The organism is Amycolatopsis sp. NPDC051372 (assembly GCF_040682095.1).
In the GTDB taxonomy this organism is placed as follows: domain Bacteria; phylum Actinomycetota; class Actinomycetes; order Mycobacteriales; family Pseudonocardiaceae; genus Amycolatopsis.
This window is the reverse complement of the sequence record NZ_JBFBAF010000013.1, coordinates 125,958-142,519: the sequence shown is the minus strand read 5'-3', so window position 1 is coordinate 142,519 and position 16,562 is coordinate 125,958. Positions and strand designations below refer to the sequence as shown.

14 protein-coding genes and 2 pseudogenes are annotated in these 16,562 nt (G+C 70.7%); 8 read left to right on the top strand and 8 right to left on the bottom strand.

All coding sequences use genetic code 11. The annotated features are described in order from the left end of the window. Positions 1-552 precede the first annotated feature (552 nt). Together AB0M56_RS21120 and AB0M56_RS21115 are read right to left on the bottom strand one after the other, a co-directional pair. Positions 553-741: pseudogene (locus tag AB0M56_RS21120) on the bottom strand (dienelactone hydrolase family protein); the annotation flags it as partial. A gap of 334 nt (positions 742-1,075) precedes the next feature. Next, positions 1,076-1,468, bottom strand: a pseudogene (locus tag AB0M56_RS21115) (MBL fold metallo-hydrolase); the annotation flags it as partial. A 100-nt stretch (positions 1,469-1,568) separates the two neighbouring features. Here AB0M56_RS21115 and AB0M56_RS21110 point away from each other — a divergent pair. Further along, positions 1,569-2,444, top strand: a complete 876-nt coding sequence (locus AB0M56_RS21110; protein ID WP_364178900.1) for an aminoglycoside phosphotransferase family protein — start codon at positions 1,569-1,571, stop codon at positions 2,442-2,444. 11 nt (positions 2,445-2,455) lie between these two features. Here AB0M56_RS21110 and AB0M56_RS21105 read toward each other — a convergent pair whose 3' ends face one another. Continuing rightward, complete coding sequence (locus AB0M56_RS21105; RefSeq protein ID WP_364178673.1) at positions 2,456-3,451, bottom strand: helix-turn-helix domain-containing protein; 996 nt, start codon at positions 3,449-3,451, stop codon at positions 2,456-2,458. A gap of 156 nt (positions 3,452-3,607) precedes the next feature. Here AB0M56_RS21105 and AB0M56_RS21100 point away from each other — a divergent pair, with 156 nt between their 5' ends. Together AB0M56_RS21100 and AB0M56_RS21095 are read left to right on the top strand one after the other, a co-directional pair. Beyond that, on the top strand, positions 3,608-7,303 hold the full coding sequence (locus tag AB0M56_RS21100; protein ID WP_364178670.1) for a S8 family serine peptidase: 3,696 nt from the start codon (positions 3,608-3,610) through the stop codon (positions 7,301-7,303). Between the two features lie 108 nt (positions 7,304-7,411). Then, on the top strand, positions 7,412-7,873 hold the full coding sequence (locus AB0M56_RS21095) for a phage tail protein (protein ID WP_364178667.1): 462 nt from the start codon (positions 7,412-7,414) through the stop codon (positions 7,871-7,873). Between the two features lie 70 nt (positions 7,874-7,943). Here AB0M56_RS21095 and AB0M56_RS21090 read toward each other — a convergent pair whose 3' ends face one another. Together AB0M56_RS21090 and AB0M56_RS21085 are read right to left on the bottom strand one after the other, a co-directional pair. Then, the gene (locus AB0M56_RS21090; RefSeq protein WP_364178664.1) at positions 7,944-9,755 is read right to left on the bottom strand and encodes a substrate-binding domain-containing protein; all 1,812 of its coding nucleotides are present in this window, start codon (positions 9,753-9,755) and stop codon (positions 7,944-7,946) included. Next, positions 9,742-10,437, bottom strand: coding sequence for a DUF6313 family protein (locus AB0M56_RS21085; protein WP_364178662.1), 696 nt, complete (start codon positions 10,435-10,437; stop codon positions 9,742-9,744). The genes AB0M56_RS21090 and AB0M56_RS21085 overlap by 14 nt, the downstream gene beginning before the upstream one ends. Before the next feature lie 171 nt (positions 10,438-10,608). On the opposite strand from AB0M56_RS21085, the gene AB0M56_RS21080 reads away from it, so the two are divergent. Beyond that, on the top strand, positions 10,609-11,229 hold the full coding sequence (locus AB0M56_RS21080) for a glyoxalase (protein ID WP_364178660.1): 621 nt from the start codon (positions 10,609-10,611) through the stop codon (positions 11,227-11,229). A gap of 180 nt (positions 11,230-11,409) precedes the next feature. Next, a complete protein-coding gene (locus tag AB0M56_RS21075) occupies positions 11,410-11,826 on the top strand; it encodes a hypothetical protein (RefSeq protein WP_364178657.1) in 417 nt (138 codons plus the stop codon). 86 nt (positions 11,827-11,912) lie between these two features. Here the strand turns inward: AB0M56_RS21075 and AB0M56_RS21070 are convergent, their stop codons facing one another. After that, the gene (locus tag AB0M56_RS21070; RefSeq protein WP_364178654.1) at positions 11,913-12,392 is read right to left on the bottom strand and encodes a carboxymuconolactone decarboxylase family protein; all 480 of its coding nucleotides are present in this window, start codon (positions 12,390-12,392) and stop codon (positions 11,913-11,915) included. Between the two features lie 132 nt (positions 12,393-12,524). Between AB0M56_RS21070 and AB0M56_RS21065 the strand changes: the two genes are divergently transcribed. Together AB0M56_RS21065 and AB0M56_RS21060 are read left to right on the top strand one after the other, a co-directional pair. Beyond that, positions 12,525-13,403: an RNA polymerase sigma-70 factor gene (locus tag AB0M56_RS21065; protein ID WP_364178651.1), complete on the top strand. Its 879-nt coding sequence runs from the start codon at positions 12,525-12,527 to the stop codon at positions 13,401-13,403. Between the two features lie 63 nt (positions 13,404-13,466). Beyond that, positions 13,467-14,261 carry a PIG-L family deacetylase gene (locus tag AB0M56_RS21060; protein WP_364178648.1) on the top strand — a complete coding sequence of 265 codons (795 nt, stop codon included), beginning with the start codon at positions 13,467-13,469 and terminating at the stop codon, positions 14,259-14,261. Here AB0M56_RS21060 and AB0M56_RS21055 read toward each other — a convergent pair. Further along, complete coding sequence (locus AB0M56_RS21055) at positions 14,256-14,666, bottom strand: RidA family protein (protein WP_364178645.1); 411 nt, start codon at positions 14,664-14,666, stop codon at positions 14,256-14,258. The two genes, AB0M56_RS21060 and AB0M56_RS21055, sit on opposite strands and share 6 nt — an antisense overlap. Positions 14,667-14,720: 54 nt before the next feature. On the opposite strand from AB0M56_RS21055, the gene mtnA reads away from it, so the two are divergent. Continuing rightward, positions 14,721-15,707, top strand: coding sequence for an S-methyl-5-thioribose-1-phosphate isomerase (gene mtnA / locus AB0M56_RS21050; RefSeq protein ID WP_364178642.1), 987 nt, complete (start codon positions 14,721-14,723; stop codon positions 15,705-15,707). On the opposite strand, the gene AB0M56_RS21045 is transcribed toward mtnA, so the two are convergent. Further along, positions 15,692-16,537 carry a hypothetical protein gene (locus AB0M56_RS21045; protein WP_364178639.1) on the bottom strand — a complete coding sequence of 282 codons (846 nt, stop codon included), beginning with the start codon at positions 16,535-16,537 and terminating at the stop codon, positions 15,692-15,694. The two genes, mtnA and AB0M56_RS21045, sit on opposite strands and share 16 nt — an antisense overlap. Positions 16,538-16,562 lie beyond the last annotated feature (25 nt).

Genomic DNA, 16,562 nt, shown 5'->3' with positions numbered 1-16,562 from the left:
ACAACCAGTTGGTCGAACGATCCCGAACCGCCGCCCCGACCGGCGCCTCATCTGCGATGGCACCGCGACGCCCGCTATTGGATGTCCGTGTGCACCGACGAGGACGAAACAGACCCGGACTTCATCACCTACACCCACCTGTACGCCAGCCGCACGGCTTGGCAATCCGGTTCGATCGACGACCTGCTCCATGCGGTAGCCGACGATGCCACCCGCGGGGTGATGATCACCAGCCTTTCCTTCGACCGGATCCACCATGTACCCGGGCGCCGTGAGCGCGGGCGCCCGCGACCAGCCGCTCGGTCACAACAGAGGTGGGAGGTGCGGAGCCCGCTGACCGTAAGATCAGCAACGTGGTGAGCTCACAGGTGAGCAGAAACCTGGTGGTCGTCCGCTGTCTCCACCACAGAAACGTCCGACCGCGGGATGAACGGATCCTGCCCACCGAGGTGGAGTGAGTTTTGTATACATATCGTGACCCGTGCGGTGGGTCTGCTCCAGGCGCTCACAGGCCGGAGGGATGACCGGAGAGCCAGTCGGTGTGACGGTGTTTCATCGCGTCGCGGTCGGCAGTCGTGGGCAGCAGGATGCCGGCGCCTCCGTCGTTGGGGGTAATTCCACTGTCAGATCCCAAGCCCGGGCAGCCGCTTCCGACCGGTAGAACATCGGAGCGACCCGGTTGTGGAACGCGTGGCCGGCATCTTCTTGGACGTGGATTTCTGCGCGCGGGTGTGAAACCACTCGGCAGCTCCGCCTCGAGCCGGCGGTACTCCTCCGCCGCGGTCACCCGCAGCCCGGCGGCCGGCCCGGTGCGCACACCGGCCGCTCCGATCCAGGCGAACGAGCCCGCCGTCACAGAGGTTGGAGTGGAATGCAGCAGGGTCGTGGTCATCCCTTTCCGTGGCCACTCAGGGGCCGGCGGCACCTCAGCCCAGTCGTCGCGCAGTCCGAGGCGTTCGGCGCGCACCAGCCAGGACATGGTGCGCTCAGTGTGGAAACGCACCCATCGATCTACACCGACAGAGTCCGGCGCAGGCAGGACCGCTGCGTGGCCGGCGGCGTGCGCTTCGTGCGCGACGAGCTCGCCTGGCACCGGTCCCCCGTCCGCGGGCAGCGGGGTGAGCAGCGCGACCAGTTCGAGCGGGATGCCCGACACGCTCTCCGCGGCCATCGCCCGGGCCCGCTCCCGGGCTCCGCTCGCGACCTCGGCGCAGGCGGCGGTGGCGTAGCGCGGCACGTCGCCGAACCGGGAGTGCCAGAGCAGGTGGTCCCAGTGGGGATGGGTCGCGAACCCGGCGACCACCGGAACGCCGAGCCGCTCCACGTCGTCGGCGAGCTCGGCCAGATCGGCACCGCCGATGCCGGGATCGACCAGGACCAGCCCGTCGTCGGCGCGCACCACGGTGGCGTTGCTCCAGACCCACTCGCTCTGCCGCACCCAGACGCCGTCGGCCACCTGATTCAGCATCGGTCCACTGTGTCAGGTGTCCCCACCCGGCGCGAGGGGCGCCGGTGCGGCGAATGTCGAAGCGGCGCCGGCCGCCGGGGTGCAGACTTCCGGGGTGGACATGGCGGAGGTCGGTGCGCGGTTGGCGGGGCGGTTCGGTCCCGAGGTCGAGGATTGGCTCGCTGAGGTGCCGGCCCTGGCGGCGCGGCTGGCCTCCCGGTGGGGCCTCGTGCTCGGTGAGGCGTTCGCGAGTGGAGCCTCGTCTGTGGTCATGCGCTGTCGATGGCACGACGGGACCCGAGCGGTTCTCAAGCTCAGTCCGGATCGGGCGTTGTTGACCAAGCAGGTGGAGATGCTGCGCGTGTTCGCGCCCTCGGGCCGGGTGCCGGTCGTCTTGGCCACCGATGCCGACGCCGGGGTGATGGTGCTGGAGGAGATCGTCCCGGGCACCGAGGCCGAAGACCTGCCGCAGCCGGCTTTGCCGCGGCGGTGGGGTGAGTTGCTTGGCGCGCTGCACGCCGTGGCCCCGCCCGCGCACTGGCCGTGGGACCTGCGCGGTCGGTGTGACGAGGCCTTCGCCCGGATCGGCCGGAGGCTCTCCGACCCGGCCATCGGCGCACGGATCGATCAGGCCACGTGGCGGCGGGCGATGCGGCGCTGCGAGATGTTGCTGGCCACCCAGACCAAGCTCGTGCTGGTGCACGGCGATCTGCATCTCGGCAACGTCCTCGACGGCGGCCCGGCGCGGGGGCTGGTCGCGATCGACCCGAAGGCGTGCCTGGGCGATCCGTGTTTCGATGCCGTCGACTACGTGGTTGCCGGTGCCGGGCACGAGGGTGTCGCGGCCCGGTGCCGGCGGGTGGCGGCCGCGTGTGGGCTCGACGAAAACCGGCTGTACGCCTGGAGTCAGGTGATCGCGCCGATGGCAGCCATCGCGCGCCTCACCCATGGCGGGCCGGAGCCCGTGATCGAGGAACTGCTCGCCCTGACTCGGTGATCAAGCCGCGCTCACAGCCAGCCGCGGCGTTCCGCCAGACTGCCCGCCTGAAAGCGAGTCGACGCGCCCAGCTCAGTCATCAGACGCTGAAGCCGGCGGTACGTCGTCCGGGTGCTCCAGCCGTTCACGCGCGCGATGGCCGTGTCGGTGAGGCCCGCCATCATCATCGTGAGCAGGGCCCGGGTTTCGTCGTCCGGCCGGGGACCGCCACCAAAAGGACCGGGCGTCACCGCGGACGCGTCGAGCGGGGCGGCCTGGGCCCATTCGCCCTCGAAGAGGGCCTCGAGGGCGGTCAGGAGCGGGGAGCGGCGGACGAGGTAGGCGACCTGCAGGCCGCTGTGGCTGAGGTCGAACGGGATGAGGGCGTCCTGGTCGTCGCGGATGATGAGCTTGATGGGCAGGGTCCGCCGGGTCCGGGCTTCTTCGCCGCCGCGGACGGCGGGCAGGATGTCGGTTTCCAGCTTCTGGGGCCAGGCCACCGCGTCGAGGCTGTAGATCACGCGGTGCGCGACGCCGTCGTTCTGGTGGCGGGCGATCTGTGCCTGGGTGTTGCGGGCGGCGCCTTCGCCCCCGGGCGGCTCGTAGTACGGCGGCGTGTCGAACACGCGGACCTGGTGCAGCGCCTCGGATTCCAGGTGGGCGACGGCCGCGGCGATCGTTTCGCGGTCGGTGAGCTGCTCGATCACGAGCTCGGGGCTCGTACGGTGCGCACTGCGGTGGATCTCCGAGAGCGAGTGCACTTTCGCGCGCGCCGCGCTGAGTTCGCGCTCCCGCTGCTGCACGAGCTGGTTGATCGCGATGTCCGGCGGAGCGGCCAGGTACCGCGCCGGGCTGCCGCTGGCGGCCACCAGGTGCTTGTCGACGAGAGCGTCGAGCGTCCGTTGCACCGGGCCCGCCGGACCCGACAGGTGGTCGGCGAGCGCCGCGACCGTCGACCCGGGCAGGGCGACGAGCGCTTCATAGACCCGCTCCTCGTCGGCGGACAACCCCAGCACCGCGAGTTCCATGCGAATGTTCTACCCGAGTTGTCGGGATTGTGCCAGGTGGCAGTGAGCAGCCACTCGGGGATCTTGTGACGGGTTCCGGCGGCTGGCACTGTTCGGCCGTTCCGGTGTGGCAGTTGCGCTCGCCGGTCTGCCCCTGCGCAGAAAGGAAACCCCTCGTTGAGAACTTCACGCAAGCGTCGGGCCGTCGCGGCGGCCGCGTGCCTCGCGTCGTCGCTCAGCTCGATTCTGGTCGCCGGTCCGGCCTCGGCCGCTCCCGGCAGATCGTCGGGGCCCGCGGCCCCGCCAACCCACACCGTCACCCTGGTCACCGGCGATGTCGTCACGGTGAACACGACCGGCGACGCCGGTGACAGCGGGGGGACGATCTCGGTCAAGGGGCCGGACGGCGGCCCCTCCGACGCGCGGATCCTCGAGTCGGCAGGCGATGTGTACGTCTACCCGTCCTCGGCGATGTCCTACCTCGCCAAGGGGATCCTCGACCGGCGCCTCTTCGACGTCACGGACCTGATCGCCGCCGGCTACGACGACGCGCACCGCGCCGACCTGCCCCTGATCGTCTCCTACGCCAACGCTGCCCCGGGATTCCAGGCGAACACCGCGCCCCGCGGCTCGGCCCTGGTCCGGCCGCTGGCGAGCGTCGGCGGCGCCGCCGTCACCGAGAACCACGCGCAGGCGCGGGACTTCTGGACCGCGGTGACAGCAGGGGCGCCGTCGTCCTTCGCGGCGGCACCGGCCTTCGCGAACGGCATCAAGCAGATCTGGCTCGACGGCAAGGTCTACGCCGACCTGGCCGAATCGACCGCGCAGATCGGCGCGCCCGAGGTCTGGACCGGTGGTGACACCGGGCAGGGCGTCGACGTCGCGGTGCTCGACACGGGCGTGGACGAGGGCCACCCCGATCTGGCCGGACGCATCGTCGACACGCGCAGCTTCATCCCCGGTGAGGACGTCAAGGACCTCCACGGCCACGGCACCCACGTCGCCTCCACCATCGCCGGCACGGGCGCCGCGTCCGGCGGCACCGAGAAGGGTGTCGCCCCGGGCGCTCGCCTGCACATCGGCAAGGTGCTGGCGAACTCCGGCTCCGGCAGCGACTCCGAGATCCTCGCCGGCATGGAGTGGGCGGCGGTCGACGAGCACGCCAAGATCATCAACATGAGCCTGGGCACGCAGGAGCCCTCCGACGGCACGGATCCGATGTCGCAAGCGGTGAACCGGCTCAGCGCGCAAACCGGTGCTCTGTTCGTGATCGCCGCGGGCAACACCTCCGGCCCCGGCACTGTCAGCTCCCCCGGCGCCGCCGACGCGGCACTGACCGTGGGCGCGGTGGACGGCACCGACCACCTCGCCGAGTTCTCGAGCCAAGGCCCTCGCGTCGGCGACGGCGCGCTCAAGCCGGAGATCACCGCCCCCGGCGTCGACATCCTGGCCGCGCGGTCGCAGTACGCGTCCGAAGGCGAGGGTTTCTACCAAACGCTGAGCGGCACGTCGATGTCCACGCCGCACGTGGTCGGCAGCGCCGCGCTGCTCGCCGCGAAGCACCCCGAGCTCAGCGGCGCCCAGCTGAAGGACCTGCTGACCAGCACCGCGAAGCAGACTCCCGACTACACCGCGTTCCAGGCCGGCAGCGGCCGCGTGGACGTGGCTGCCGCCGCCCGCGCCGGGATCTTCGCTTCGGCCACCGCGTACGCCGGGCAGGACGGGTCCGGCCCGGTCAGCCGCCCGGTGACGTACACCAACTTCGGTGCCACGCCGGTGAACCTCGCCCTGTCGATCGCCGCGCCCGGCGTGCCGAAGGGCCTGTTCACGCTCTCGGCCGACCGGGTCACCGTGCCCGCGCACGGCACCGCCGCAGTCACCGTGACCATCGACCCGCACGCCGCGCCCGCGGCGTCCGAGGGCTTCACCGCCCAGATCCTGGCCACCGGTCCGGACGGCGCGCTCGCCGCGCACACCGCTGTCTCGCTCGGCGCGCTGACGCACCTGCTGACCATCAAGGTCAAGGACTCCGCCGGACAGCCGGCGTCCGCTTTCGTCATGGTGCTCCGGGCGGGCGATCCGAACCCGATCCCGGTGCCGGTCGACGGCAGCGTGAGCTTCTACACGCCGGACGACCAGTACTCGGCGCTCGGTTACCTGACCGTGCCCGGTGTCCACGGCCCGAATTCCCAGGGCGTGGCGCTGCTCGGCGATCCCGACTTCACGTTCGACGGGGACCGCACGATCACGCTCGACGCCGGACACGTCCGGGTGGTCGACGAGACCACCCCGCAGCCCGGCGTCCCCAGCTACCTGCGGCTCGAGTACTCGCGGATGCTCAACCAGGACGGCCGCTGGCACGACTTCGGTCTGGCCGCCACCGGCGTCGACAGCCTGTGGATCCAGCCGCAGGGCAAGGTGACGCACGGCGACTTCATCGTCGGCGCGCGGTGGCGCAAGGAACAGCCGGCGCTGACGGTTTCCGCGCGGGGCACCGACTACACCGACGTCCTGCGGCAGGGCGGCATCACCCCGCTGCCCGACGGAACTCGCAACCTGCCGCTCGTCTTCGCGGGTAATGGCGCGCCTTCGGACTACGCCGGCCTCGGCGCGCGCGGCAAGGCGGTGGTCGTCCGGCGCACCGCGTCGGCGACCCCGGCCGCGCTGGCCAAGGCGGCGGCCGACGCCGGCGCCAAGCTGCTGCTGGTCGCCAACGATCAGCCCGGTCGGCAGAACCTGTTCTTCGGCACGGACTCGCTGCACCCGAGCCCGATCGACGTCGGGCTCCTCAGCCCCGACGAAGGCAACAAGCTGATCGCCCAGGCGAGGCAGCGCAACGCGACGCTGCGCACGGAGTCGCACCCGGCGCCGGCGTACCTCTACGACCTCATGCACACGTGGCAGAACGACCTGCCCAAGGACATGGTCGTCCACGCGTCGGGCAAGAACCTCGCGCGCGTCGACGAGACGTTCGCCGGGTCCGTCCCGAACGGTGGCGGTGAGGAATGGCGGTACGACTTCCCGTCGTACTCGGAGTGGGGCATCGGAACCTACGTCGCGATGGCCGCCAGCGGCCACCGCACCGACTGGGTCACCACCGACGGCGCGAACCGGTGGGGCCACGAAGTCACCGACGGCGTGCTGGGCGAGTGGGGCGTCGCGCGGACGTACCGGCCCGGCACCGTGTCGAGCGACGACTGGTTCACGCCGATCCAGCGGCCGTACCTCAACAACAACTACCTCGGCCCGACGCGCACCGGCGACCAGATGCGGATCGACGTGCCGGGCTACGGCAACGCCGACCACGTCGGGGCCAGTTCCGACGCGCGCCAGACCGTCACCCTTTTCCAGGGCGACACCGAGCTGGGCAAGTCCGACAACGGGCTCATCATGTACCCCACCGCCCCCAGTTCCGGGCCGCGGCAGTACCGCCTGGTCGTGGCGAACGAGCGCGACGCGAACCCGTACTCGTCCTCGACCACGACGGCGTGGACGTTCACCTCGGCCGCCCCGAAGGTCTCCGGTGAACAGGACCTGTTGCCACTGCTGCAGATCCGCTACGACCTCGACCCGAACGCCGCCGGATCCGTGCCCCGCGACTCGAAGTTCGGCGTCACCGTCGAACAGCGCGCCCCGGTGTCCGTGGGTCTGACCCCGGTCTCGATCGCGGGCGGCGGCACCGTTGGCGCGCCCCGCGTCGAGGTCTCCTACGACGACGGCACCACCTGGACCCGCCTCTCCGATGACCACCGAGGCGACTACCGGCTGGACGCCCCGAAAAAGGCGCGGTTCGCCTCGCTGCGGGTGACCGCTTCCGATTCCGCGGGCAACTCCGTCACGCAGACGATCGTGCGGGCTTTCGGGCTTCGCTGATCGTTTCTTGCGGCCCGCCCCTGTCTCGGGGCGGGCCGCAAGAGCGCAGTCTCGCTCCCCTGCGCCTAGGCTCGGTGTTCGACGCCGGACCGAGCCGCGGAGGTACTCATGCCCCACACCGTCGACTTCGTCACCGTATCGACCGACGGCCTGGAGTCCTCGCCGGTCGCCGCCGCACTCGCCGGCCTGCGCGCGAACGAAGCCCGGTACTTCAAGAATAAATACGACCACCTCTTCACGGTCGAGCCCGCCGCCGACGCCGCGGCGACCATCGAGTGGGTCCACCGGATCCTTTCGGAGGAACGCGGCATCGTCATCGCCTCCCCTCCGTTGGAGGCCACCGCGTTCCAGGTCGAGAACATCCGGATGGCCTACGTCTTCTACGAAAACGGGCTGTCGATCAACGTCATGTACACGGTCAACGAGGCCGGCAAGCGGGCCGTCGGGTTCAAGCTGTCCGACGGGATGGAGGTGCCGGAGGAGCTCGGCGCGTTCAAGTTCGCTCGCCAGAAGTCGAAGCTGGCGGGAACGATCCGAGGGTCTTACTTCGTGATCAAGAACGAGTACTGACCCCGAGGTACGGCCGCACAACCTGGCGGGAGATTCCGACAGATGGGCGGACTAGCGTGGGAACCCCGTGTCACCGTCGGCCGCAGAGATCCTGTTCCCCACCCGCGCACGCGTAGTACTGAAATCCCACCATCGCGTTCCGAGCCTCCGGCGTCAGCAGGTAGTCCCGAAACGCCGCCGCCAGAGATCCCGACTCCAGCGGTCCCCGGCTGAACACGTACTCCACCGTCCAAAAGGGATAGCCGGCGCGGATGTCGTCGAGGGTGGCGTTGCGGCCGTCCAGGCTGATCTTCTTGACGGCGTTCGACTGGGCGACGTCGGAGACGTCCGCGTAGCCGATGGCGTCGCCGAGGGTGGCGATGCGGTCGATGAGGTCGCCGGTCGAACCTTGTTCGCAGATGATCGGGGACGAGGCCGCGGCGCCGGGGCGCAGGTCGCGGCAGGAGTCGGACGTGGCTTGGGCCTGGCCGACCGGGGCGGCAGGCGTGCCGAGGAGGTACTTCTCCAGCGTGCGGCGCGTGCCGGACGAGGTGGAGCGGCCCGCGACGCGGATTTCGCCGGTGTCGCGCGGGTTGCCGGTGATGTCGCTCCAGACACGGGCGCCGCCGGTGAAGATCTTGCGCACGTCCGCCACGGACAAGCTGTCGACGGGCACGTTTTTGCTCGCCACCAACGTGAACGGGACGATCGCGAGCTTCTGCGGCACGAACTGCGCGAAGTCGGGCTCGTCGAACTTGCCGTCGGACAGGGCGAGGTCGATGGTGCCGTCGTGCAGGCGCTGCAGGCCTTCCACGCTGCCGGGCGTGCCGACCTTCACGGCCGACCCCGGGCAATACGCCTCGTACGAGCCGGCCAGCTCCGTCGCGGCGCGGCCGAACGCGCTGGACCCCTCCACACTCAGCGAGCCGGCCTCGCACGCCACGCCCCGCGGCAGCTTGGTGAACGGCGCGACGTTGTTGAGCAGCAGCACCACTGCGAGCGCGCCGGCGCAGATCGCCGTGAGCCCGCCCCACGCGAGCGTGCCCGGGCCGACCTTTTCCTTGCCTTCGCGAGTGGTGATCCGGCCGTCGCGCAGGAGCCCTTCGACGGCGATCTGGTGCTTCTCCCCCGGCGTCGTACCGGAGAGCACGATCACGAGCTTGTACGAGGCTTCCCGTTCGAGCGGAACCTTCGGCAGCTGCACCCGATCTTCCTCGATCGTGAACCCGGGCAGCTTGCTGATCACCCGCTGCAGTTCGACGGGTTCGAACTCGGTGGCGTCGACGGAGATCACCTGCCGGCCCGGGAAGTGCAGGGCGAGCGGGGAAACGTAGTCCGCGGCCGTGATCGTCGAGCCGCCGGTGTTCTTCACCCGCACCACGACCACACCCGGGTCCGTCACGGCCGCGTGTTCGCCCTCCAGGCGCACGGTTTCGCCGATGTCGACGCCGAACGGCGCGTCGATCCGCACGCGGCACGACAGGATCTGGCGCCGGCGCACCCGCACGTAGCTGACGCTCGTGGCCAGCGCGGCCACCACCGCCGCGATCGAAAGGCCGAGGATGCCGTCACCACTGATCGCGGTCTCGGCAACCCATTGCCGCTCCGCGATCCCGAGCACGACGGCCACGAGCACCACCGCGGCCAGCACCACCCCGGCGGCGATGCGCGGCCCCCGGCGTGGCTTCGGCGCGGCGCGGTTGATCACCGCGTCGGTCAGTGGGCGGGCGCCCGGCGACGTCGAGGGGTCGGCCTGCTCCGCGCGGCTGATCCGCTCGACGGCCACCGACACCTGCTCTTCGACCCAGTCGGGATCGTCGGTCCGCTCCGGGTACGCCGTCTGGTACAGGCTCCTGGCGATCTCGTCGACGGTCTGCGGCGGCTGCGGGTCATTGGCGGGCATCGGTTTTCCCCTCCCCCTTCGCCGCGGTTTCCTCGCAAACCGGGCACTTTCCGGACATTCCGTCCAGGACGTAGGAGGCCTCCAGCACGGCCTGCCACATCGCCTGACGCGGCCCGTGGGTGCGATCGGACTCGGCGACGTTCAGGAACTTCTCGACGATGATCTCCCAGTGGTCCTGCGCGCGAGCCCAGTCTCCGTCGTGGCGCAGGGCGAACCGGATGCCGAAGTAGTGCGGCACCTCGAACCCGTGCCGGCGGTACTGCAGGCGGTCGAGCAGCGGGATGAGGGCGATGCGCCGGGCGTTCCCCCGGCCGCGCATCCGCCCGATGGTGCGGTTGTCCGTCACCTCGGTCACCACGTAACCCGCCACGGCGCCCGCGAAACCGGTCACCACGAGCCACCCGGAGAGTGACAACGGCAGGGCGAGCGCGGGGCTCGAGGTGTCCCACGGCGAGTCGATCTGCACGGTCACGTCGTAGGCGACCCGGCCCCCGATGACCAAGGCGTTGACCACGAACAGGCCCGCGAACGCGGCGAGGAAGTAGTAGCCCCGCACGCGCAGCCAGTACTGGATGCCCCTGAACCGGCCGACACCCCGGCGTCGGCGCCGCAGCAACGCCCGCAGCGACTCGCGCGGCGGCGGTGGATCGACCTTGGTCGTTTCGGTGATTTGCCTGGTCATGTGCCGCGCGGCCACGCTCGAACCGAGCGAGGCCCCCCTCCGCCACCCATGGCCGAAAATCTACCGGACAGTGGCGGTCAGTCAAAGAAGCGTGGCAGGAGGCTGCCACCCGGAAATACCGAGCAGGAATGGAGAAGCACTGGTCACGGGTGCGCACCTACCGTTCCAGCCATGACCTCAATCGACACGATCACCCTCGAAGTGACCGATCCCACCGCCGCCGAACGCTTCTACGCCGACGCCTTCGGACTCGGCTCCCGCCTGCGTCTGCGGGCTTCGCAAGAGCCGTCCGAAGGCTTCCGCGGCTTCACGCTCTCGCTGACGGTTTCCCAGCCCGCCAACGTCGACGCCCTCATCTCGTCGGCTCTCGCAGCCGGCGCCACGACGCTCAAGGCCCCCGCGAAATCGATGTGGGGCTACGGCGGCGTCGTCCAGGCGCCCGACGGCGCGATCTGGAAGGTCGCGACGTCCGCCAAGAAGGACACCGGCCCGGCCGCGCGGGAGTTCGACGCCATCGTGCTCCTGCTCGGCGTTGACGACGTGGTGGCGAGCAAGAAGTTCTACGCCTCGCGCGGGTTGAGCGTGGGGAAGAGCTTCGGCCGCATGTACGTGGAGTTCGAGACGGGCCCGGTGAAGCTGGCCCTGTACCGCCGCCGCGCGCTGGCCAAAGACGCCGGCGTGGCCCCGGCGGGCACGGGTTCGCACCGGATCGCCGTGGTCGGCGGAGAGGAAGCTTTCACGGACCCGGACGGTTTCGCGTGGGAAACCACCGCGTCGGCCGAGGTGTCTTGATGTGCCGCTACCGGTTGTACGCGATGGCCCGGCCGGGGTCTGCCGAGGAGGAAGACCCTTGAAGAGATCGGGCCGACGAACGCCACACGACGCACGAAACACCTGACGTCGAGACGCAGATCGTTGCCCTGGCGGGGAAATCGATGGACGGCGAACCCGCTGACTGACCACAATGGCCGGATGACACCCGTCGAGGTCGAGCTGCTTTCGCGCCAGGGCAACTACACCGTCCTCCGGCTGCCCGGCCGGGCGTTCCCCGGAGTCCACATCGCGGGCGACTCGTTCTCCATCCTCGTGGCCGAACTCCGCGAGCTGGCCGCCGAATCGGAAGGGGTACCCGAAGCGCGCGAGCACGCCCAAGACCTGGCCGAGGAACTCGAAGGAATCCTGGGCGCGTACGAGACAGCGATGGCCGAGCACGGAATTCGCCCGGCGTACATCCCCGCGCAACCCGCGCGAACCACGGCTGACGGCGCGGCTCGAGATCGACGAAGCCGGCCACGTCATCGTGACCGTCACGGGCAACCCGAACCGGCGCTGCGAATCCGGCTGGCCACGCTCTTCGACACGCTCACGCACCCACGGCTCGGTGGCTGAGGCAGCGTCGGCGAAACGCTGAAGTCGTTGCCACACCGGGACAACGACCCGCCCGGCCCGGGGCCGAAACCCCGGGCCGGACAGTTTCACTTCACCAGCTCGTCGAACATCCCCGCCACGTAGGACCCACCCGGGTTGCGCACGATCACGTTCATCCGGTTGGCCGCGTTGATCATCGACACCAGGCACACCAGCGCCGCGATCTGGTCGTCGTCGAAGTTCTTGCGGACGTGGGACCACGTTTCGTCCGAGACGCCCGCGGAGTCGGCCATGCGGGTGACCTCCTCGGTCAACGCGAGGGCCGCGCGCTCGGCTTCGGTGAACACGGTGGACTCGCGCCACGCCGCCACCAACGCGAGGCGCACCGGGGTTTCGCCGGCGGCCGCGGCGTCCTTGACGTGCATGTCGACGCAGAAGCCGCAGCCGTTGAGCTGGCTGGCGCGGAGGTTGACCAGCTCCTGGGTGGCCTTGGGCAGGGCCGAGGATTCGAACAGGAGGCTCGCGGAGGCGAAGCGCTTGGCGAACTTCGTGGCGAACTCGTTCTCGAACAGGTTCATGCGGGTCATGGGGTCGTCCTCACTCGTGGTTTCGCGAACTGATGCCCACCAGATGCCGGCGGCCCCGTCGTTGTGACATGTCACGAAACACAGCCGGGCGGCGTCTCGTGGGGGAAGCTGTCGAAACCGAAGGGGAAGCGCATGGCCGACCGCAGCACGGAGCTGTTCCTCACGCACCGCAACCTGCTGTTCACCATCGCCTACGAGATGCTCGGCTCGGCCGCCGACGCGGAGGACGTGCTGCAGGAGACGTGGTTGCGGTGGGTGGACGTCGACTTCGACGCGGTGCAGAACCACCGCGCGTATCTGGTGCGCATCACCACGCGCCAGGCGCTGAGCCGCCTGCGGACGCTCGGGCGCCGCAAGGAGTCCTACGTCGGGCCGTGGCTGCCGGAGCCGTTGCTGACCGCGCCGGACGTCGCCGAGGACGTGGGGCTGGCCGACAGCGTGTCGATGGCCATGTTGCTCGTGCTGGAGACGCTCACGCCGACCGAACGCGCGGTGTTCGTGCTGCGCGAGGTGTTCGACCTGGGCTACGGCGAGATCGCCGACGCCGTCGGCAAGAGCGGCGCCGCCGTGCGGCAGATCGCGCACCGCGCGCGGGAGCACGTGGCCGCCCGCCGGCCGCGCGGGCCTGTCTCGCGCACCGCCACGCGCGACGCCCTCGCCGCCTTCCAGCACGCCATCGAAACCGGCGACCTGCAGCACCTGCTCGACATCCTCTCCCCGGACGTCGTCTTCCTCGGCGACGGCGGCGGCGTCAAGCAGGCCGTGCTCAAGCCCGTCGTCGGCGCCGAACGCGTCGCGCGCATCCTGGGCGCCGGCCTGGGCCACCTCGCCACGGCCACCCGCCTGCCCGCGCAGGTCAACGGCTACCCTGCCCTCACCGTCCACTTCGACGGCGCCCTCGACACCGTCCTGGCCCTGCGCATCGACGACGGACTCGTCACCGGCATCTACGCGGTGCGCAACCCGGAGAAGCTGTCGCACATGGACAAGGAGCGGAGCTTGCAGCGATAGGCGAGGCCGGAATGTTCACCCGGCCACCGGATTTTGTCGGTCCCCGCGGGTAAGTTCGATGACATGGCAACAATGGTGACGTTCCACGCCCACCCCGACGACGAGTGCATCGTGACCGGTGGCGTGATGCGCAAAGCGGCCGACGACGGGCACCGCGTGGTGCTGGTGGTCGCGACGCGCGGCGAGGTGGGCGAGGTGCCCGACGGGTTCCTAAGCGACGGCGAACAGCTGTGGGAGCGCCGCGTGCGCGAGACCCACGGGGCGGCCGAGGTGCTCGGCGTCAAGCGGGTGGAGTTCCTGGGCTACCGCGACTCGGGGATGATGGGCGAGCCGACCAACGACGCGCCGGGCGCGTTCTGGCGGGCGTCGATCGAGGAGGCGGCCCAGCGGCTCGCCGAGATTCTGCGTGAGGAAGACGCCGAAGTCCTCACGGTCTACGACGACTACGGCAACTACGGCCACCCCGACCACATCCAGGTCCACCGCGTCGGCATGCGCGCCGCCGAGCTGGCCGGCACGCCGCGCGTCTACCAGGCCACCTCGAACCGCGACCACATGCGCCGCGGGCTGGAGCTGGCCGTGGAGATGGGGGCGATGCCGCGCGAGGCGGTGCCGGACGTCGACGCGCAGGAGAAGCTCGGCAAGCCCGAGGCGGAGATCACGGCGGCGGTCGACGTCAAGCCGTACCTCGCCGCGAAGCGCGCGGCCATGCGGGCGCACCCGAGCCAGATCAGCGAGGAGTCATGGTTCCTCGCGATGCCCGACGAGGCGTTCGGCCACGCGTTCGGCATCGAGTGGTTCATCCGCGAGGGCCACGGTCCGGGGATCACGGAGACGGACCTGATGGCGGGCCTATGACACCGCGGCGGTGACGTCCAGCTCCACCAGCTGGCCCGGATAACCCAGGCACGTCACGCCCGGCAACGTGCTCGCGGTGCTGAACGCCGGCCCGATCGCCGAGCCGGTGAACCGGTCCCACACGGCGGAGAGCACGGCGCGATCGGCCGTGGCCTCGTGGATCACCGTGCGGACCACGTCGTCGGCGGTGGCGCCGGCGGCCGCGAGCGCGGTCGCGGTGTTGGCGACGACGACCTGGTCCACCTGCGCGAGCACGTCTCCCCCGACCACGACGCCGTCCAGCCCGAGCGGGCACTGGCCTGCGAGGTGCACGGTCGTACGGCCGGAGACCGTGGTCACGTGGTGGTAGCCGGGCGTCGCGTGCAGAACGGGCGGGTTCTGCCGTTGAATGGTCACGGGCCGCATGGTGGGGCACCCACCGCGTGGCCGGCCAGTGGTTTTCGGGGCTCGGGAGGACAGATGCGCAGGACCGTGAGCTGGGCCGACGGCGCTGTCGTGATCATCGACCAGGTCGCGCTGCCCGGCGCGTACCGGACGCTGGAGCTGCGGACGGTCGACGAGCTCGTCGACGCGATCCAGCGGCTCGCCGTGCGGGGCGCCCCGGCCCTGGGTGCCGCGGGCGCGCTCGGCGTCGCGCTGGCGGCGTTCGCGGGTGGCTCGGACGGCACTGTGCGGGCCGAAGCCGAACGCCTGGCCAGCGCCCGCCCGACGGCCGTCAACCTCCGCTGGGGTGTCACCCGTGCCCTCGGCAAGCTCGACGACGGCCCCGAAGCCGTGCTCGCCGAGGCCTTGGCCACGCTCGACGAGGACGAACACCTCAACCGCGCCGCGTCGGGCCACGCGGCGGAAGTCGTGCTGCGCGAGACCACCCGCCGCCCGCTGCGGCTGCTGAGCCACTGCAACGCGGGCCACCTCGCCACCGTCGCGTGGGGAACGGCGCTCGGCGTCGTCTGGCACCTGCACGAGCGGGGTCTCGTCGAGTCCGTGCTGGTCGACGAGACCCGCCCCCTCCTGCAGGGCTCCCGCCTCACCGCGTGGGAACTCGCCCAGGCCGGCGTCCCCTACCGGGTCCAACCCGACGGCGCCGCCGCCCTCGCGATGTCCCGCGGCCTCGTCGACTGCGTCCTCGTGGGCGCCGACCGCATCGCCGCCAACGGCGACGTCGCCAACAAGATCGGCACCTACGGCCTCGCCATCGCCGCCGCCCACCACGGGGTGCCGTTCGTGGTCGTCGCCCCCGAGTCCACTGTGGACGCCTCGATCGCCACGGGCGCGGACATCGAGATCGAAGAGCGCCGGCTTTCGGAGCTCACGGAGTTCGGCGGCGTCCGCATCGCTCCCGAGGGCGCCGAGGTCTTCAACCCGGCCTTCGACGTGACGCCGGCCGTGCTCATCACGGCGGTGGTGACGGAAAACGGCGTCCGCGCGCCTCAGCCGACGCCGTAGACCGCGATGGTTCCCTTGGCCGCCACCACGATCCGGTCCGGGCCGAGCACGCGAAGGTCCTCCGCCCGCCTTGCCACGCGGACCCGGCCGAGGCGGGTGCCGTCGGGTGACCAGTGTTCGAGGTGGCCGGCGCGGTCGAGGGTCACGGTGATTTCCGTGCCCGGCAAGGCGAGTGAGCCGGCCAGTCGTTCGCCGCTCGTCGGGCGGGGGACCGACGGGCGCGTTCGCCGTGAACCGGAGTTCAGCGGCTGCCCGCTCACCAGGGCGTGGGACTCATCGATCACCTCGAAGACCGGCTCGGCATCGGCGTTCGGCACGTGGGTCCGCCAGGTCCGCGTGGGTTCGCCGGTGCCGGGGTGCAGCAGCTCGACGCCGGCGCCGCGTGGTTCTCCGACAAGGAAGCCGCCGGCGAACCACGCGGGGAGCACGGTGACCCGGGAGCGGGTCCAGAGAAGCTCGCCGGTGGAGCGGGACAGGCCGCGCAGCGGGGTGTAGCCGCGCCAGCCGCCCACCAGCACGACCTCCGGTGACACCACGACGTGCCCCGAAAGCCAGCCGACGTCGTTGGTCCAGTGAGGAAGGCCGTCCGCCCACGAGAGGCAGAACAGGCGGCCGGGTTGCTGAGGCAGCGCGACCACGTCGGAGCCGTCCAGGACGACGGCTCGCGGCCACGTGCCGAGCGGCACGTCCCAGCGCACTGCGCCGTCGGAGCCGGAGAGACGGACGAGGCGAGTGGACCGTTCGTGCACCAGAACGTCACCGTCGGAGACGGCGATGTCCGCCGCCGCGGGTCGCTGGTGCAGTGGGCGTTCCCACCTCAACTCGAACACGTCCACATCGGACCAGCCCACCGGC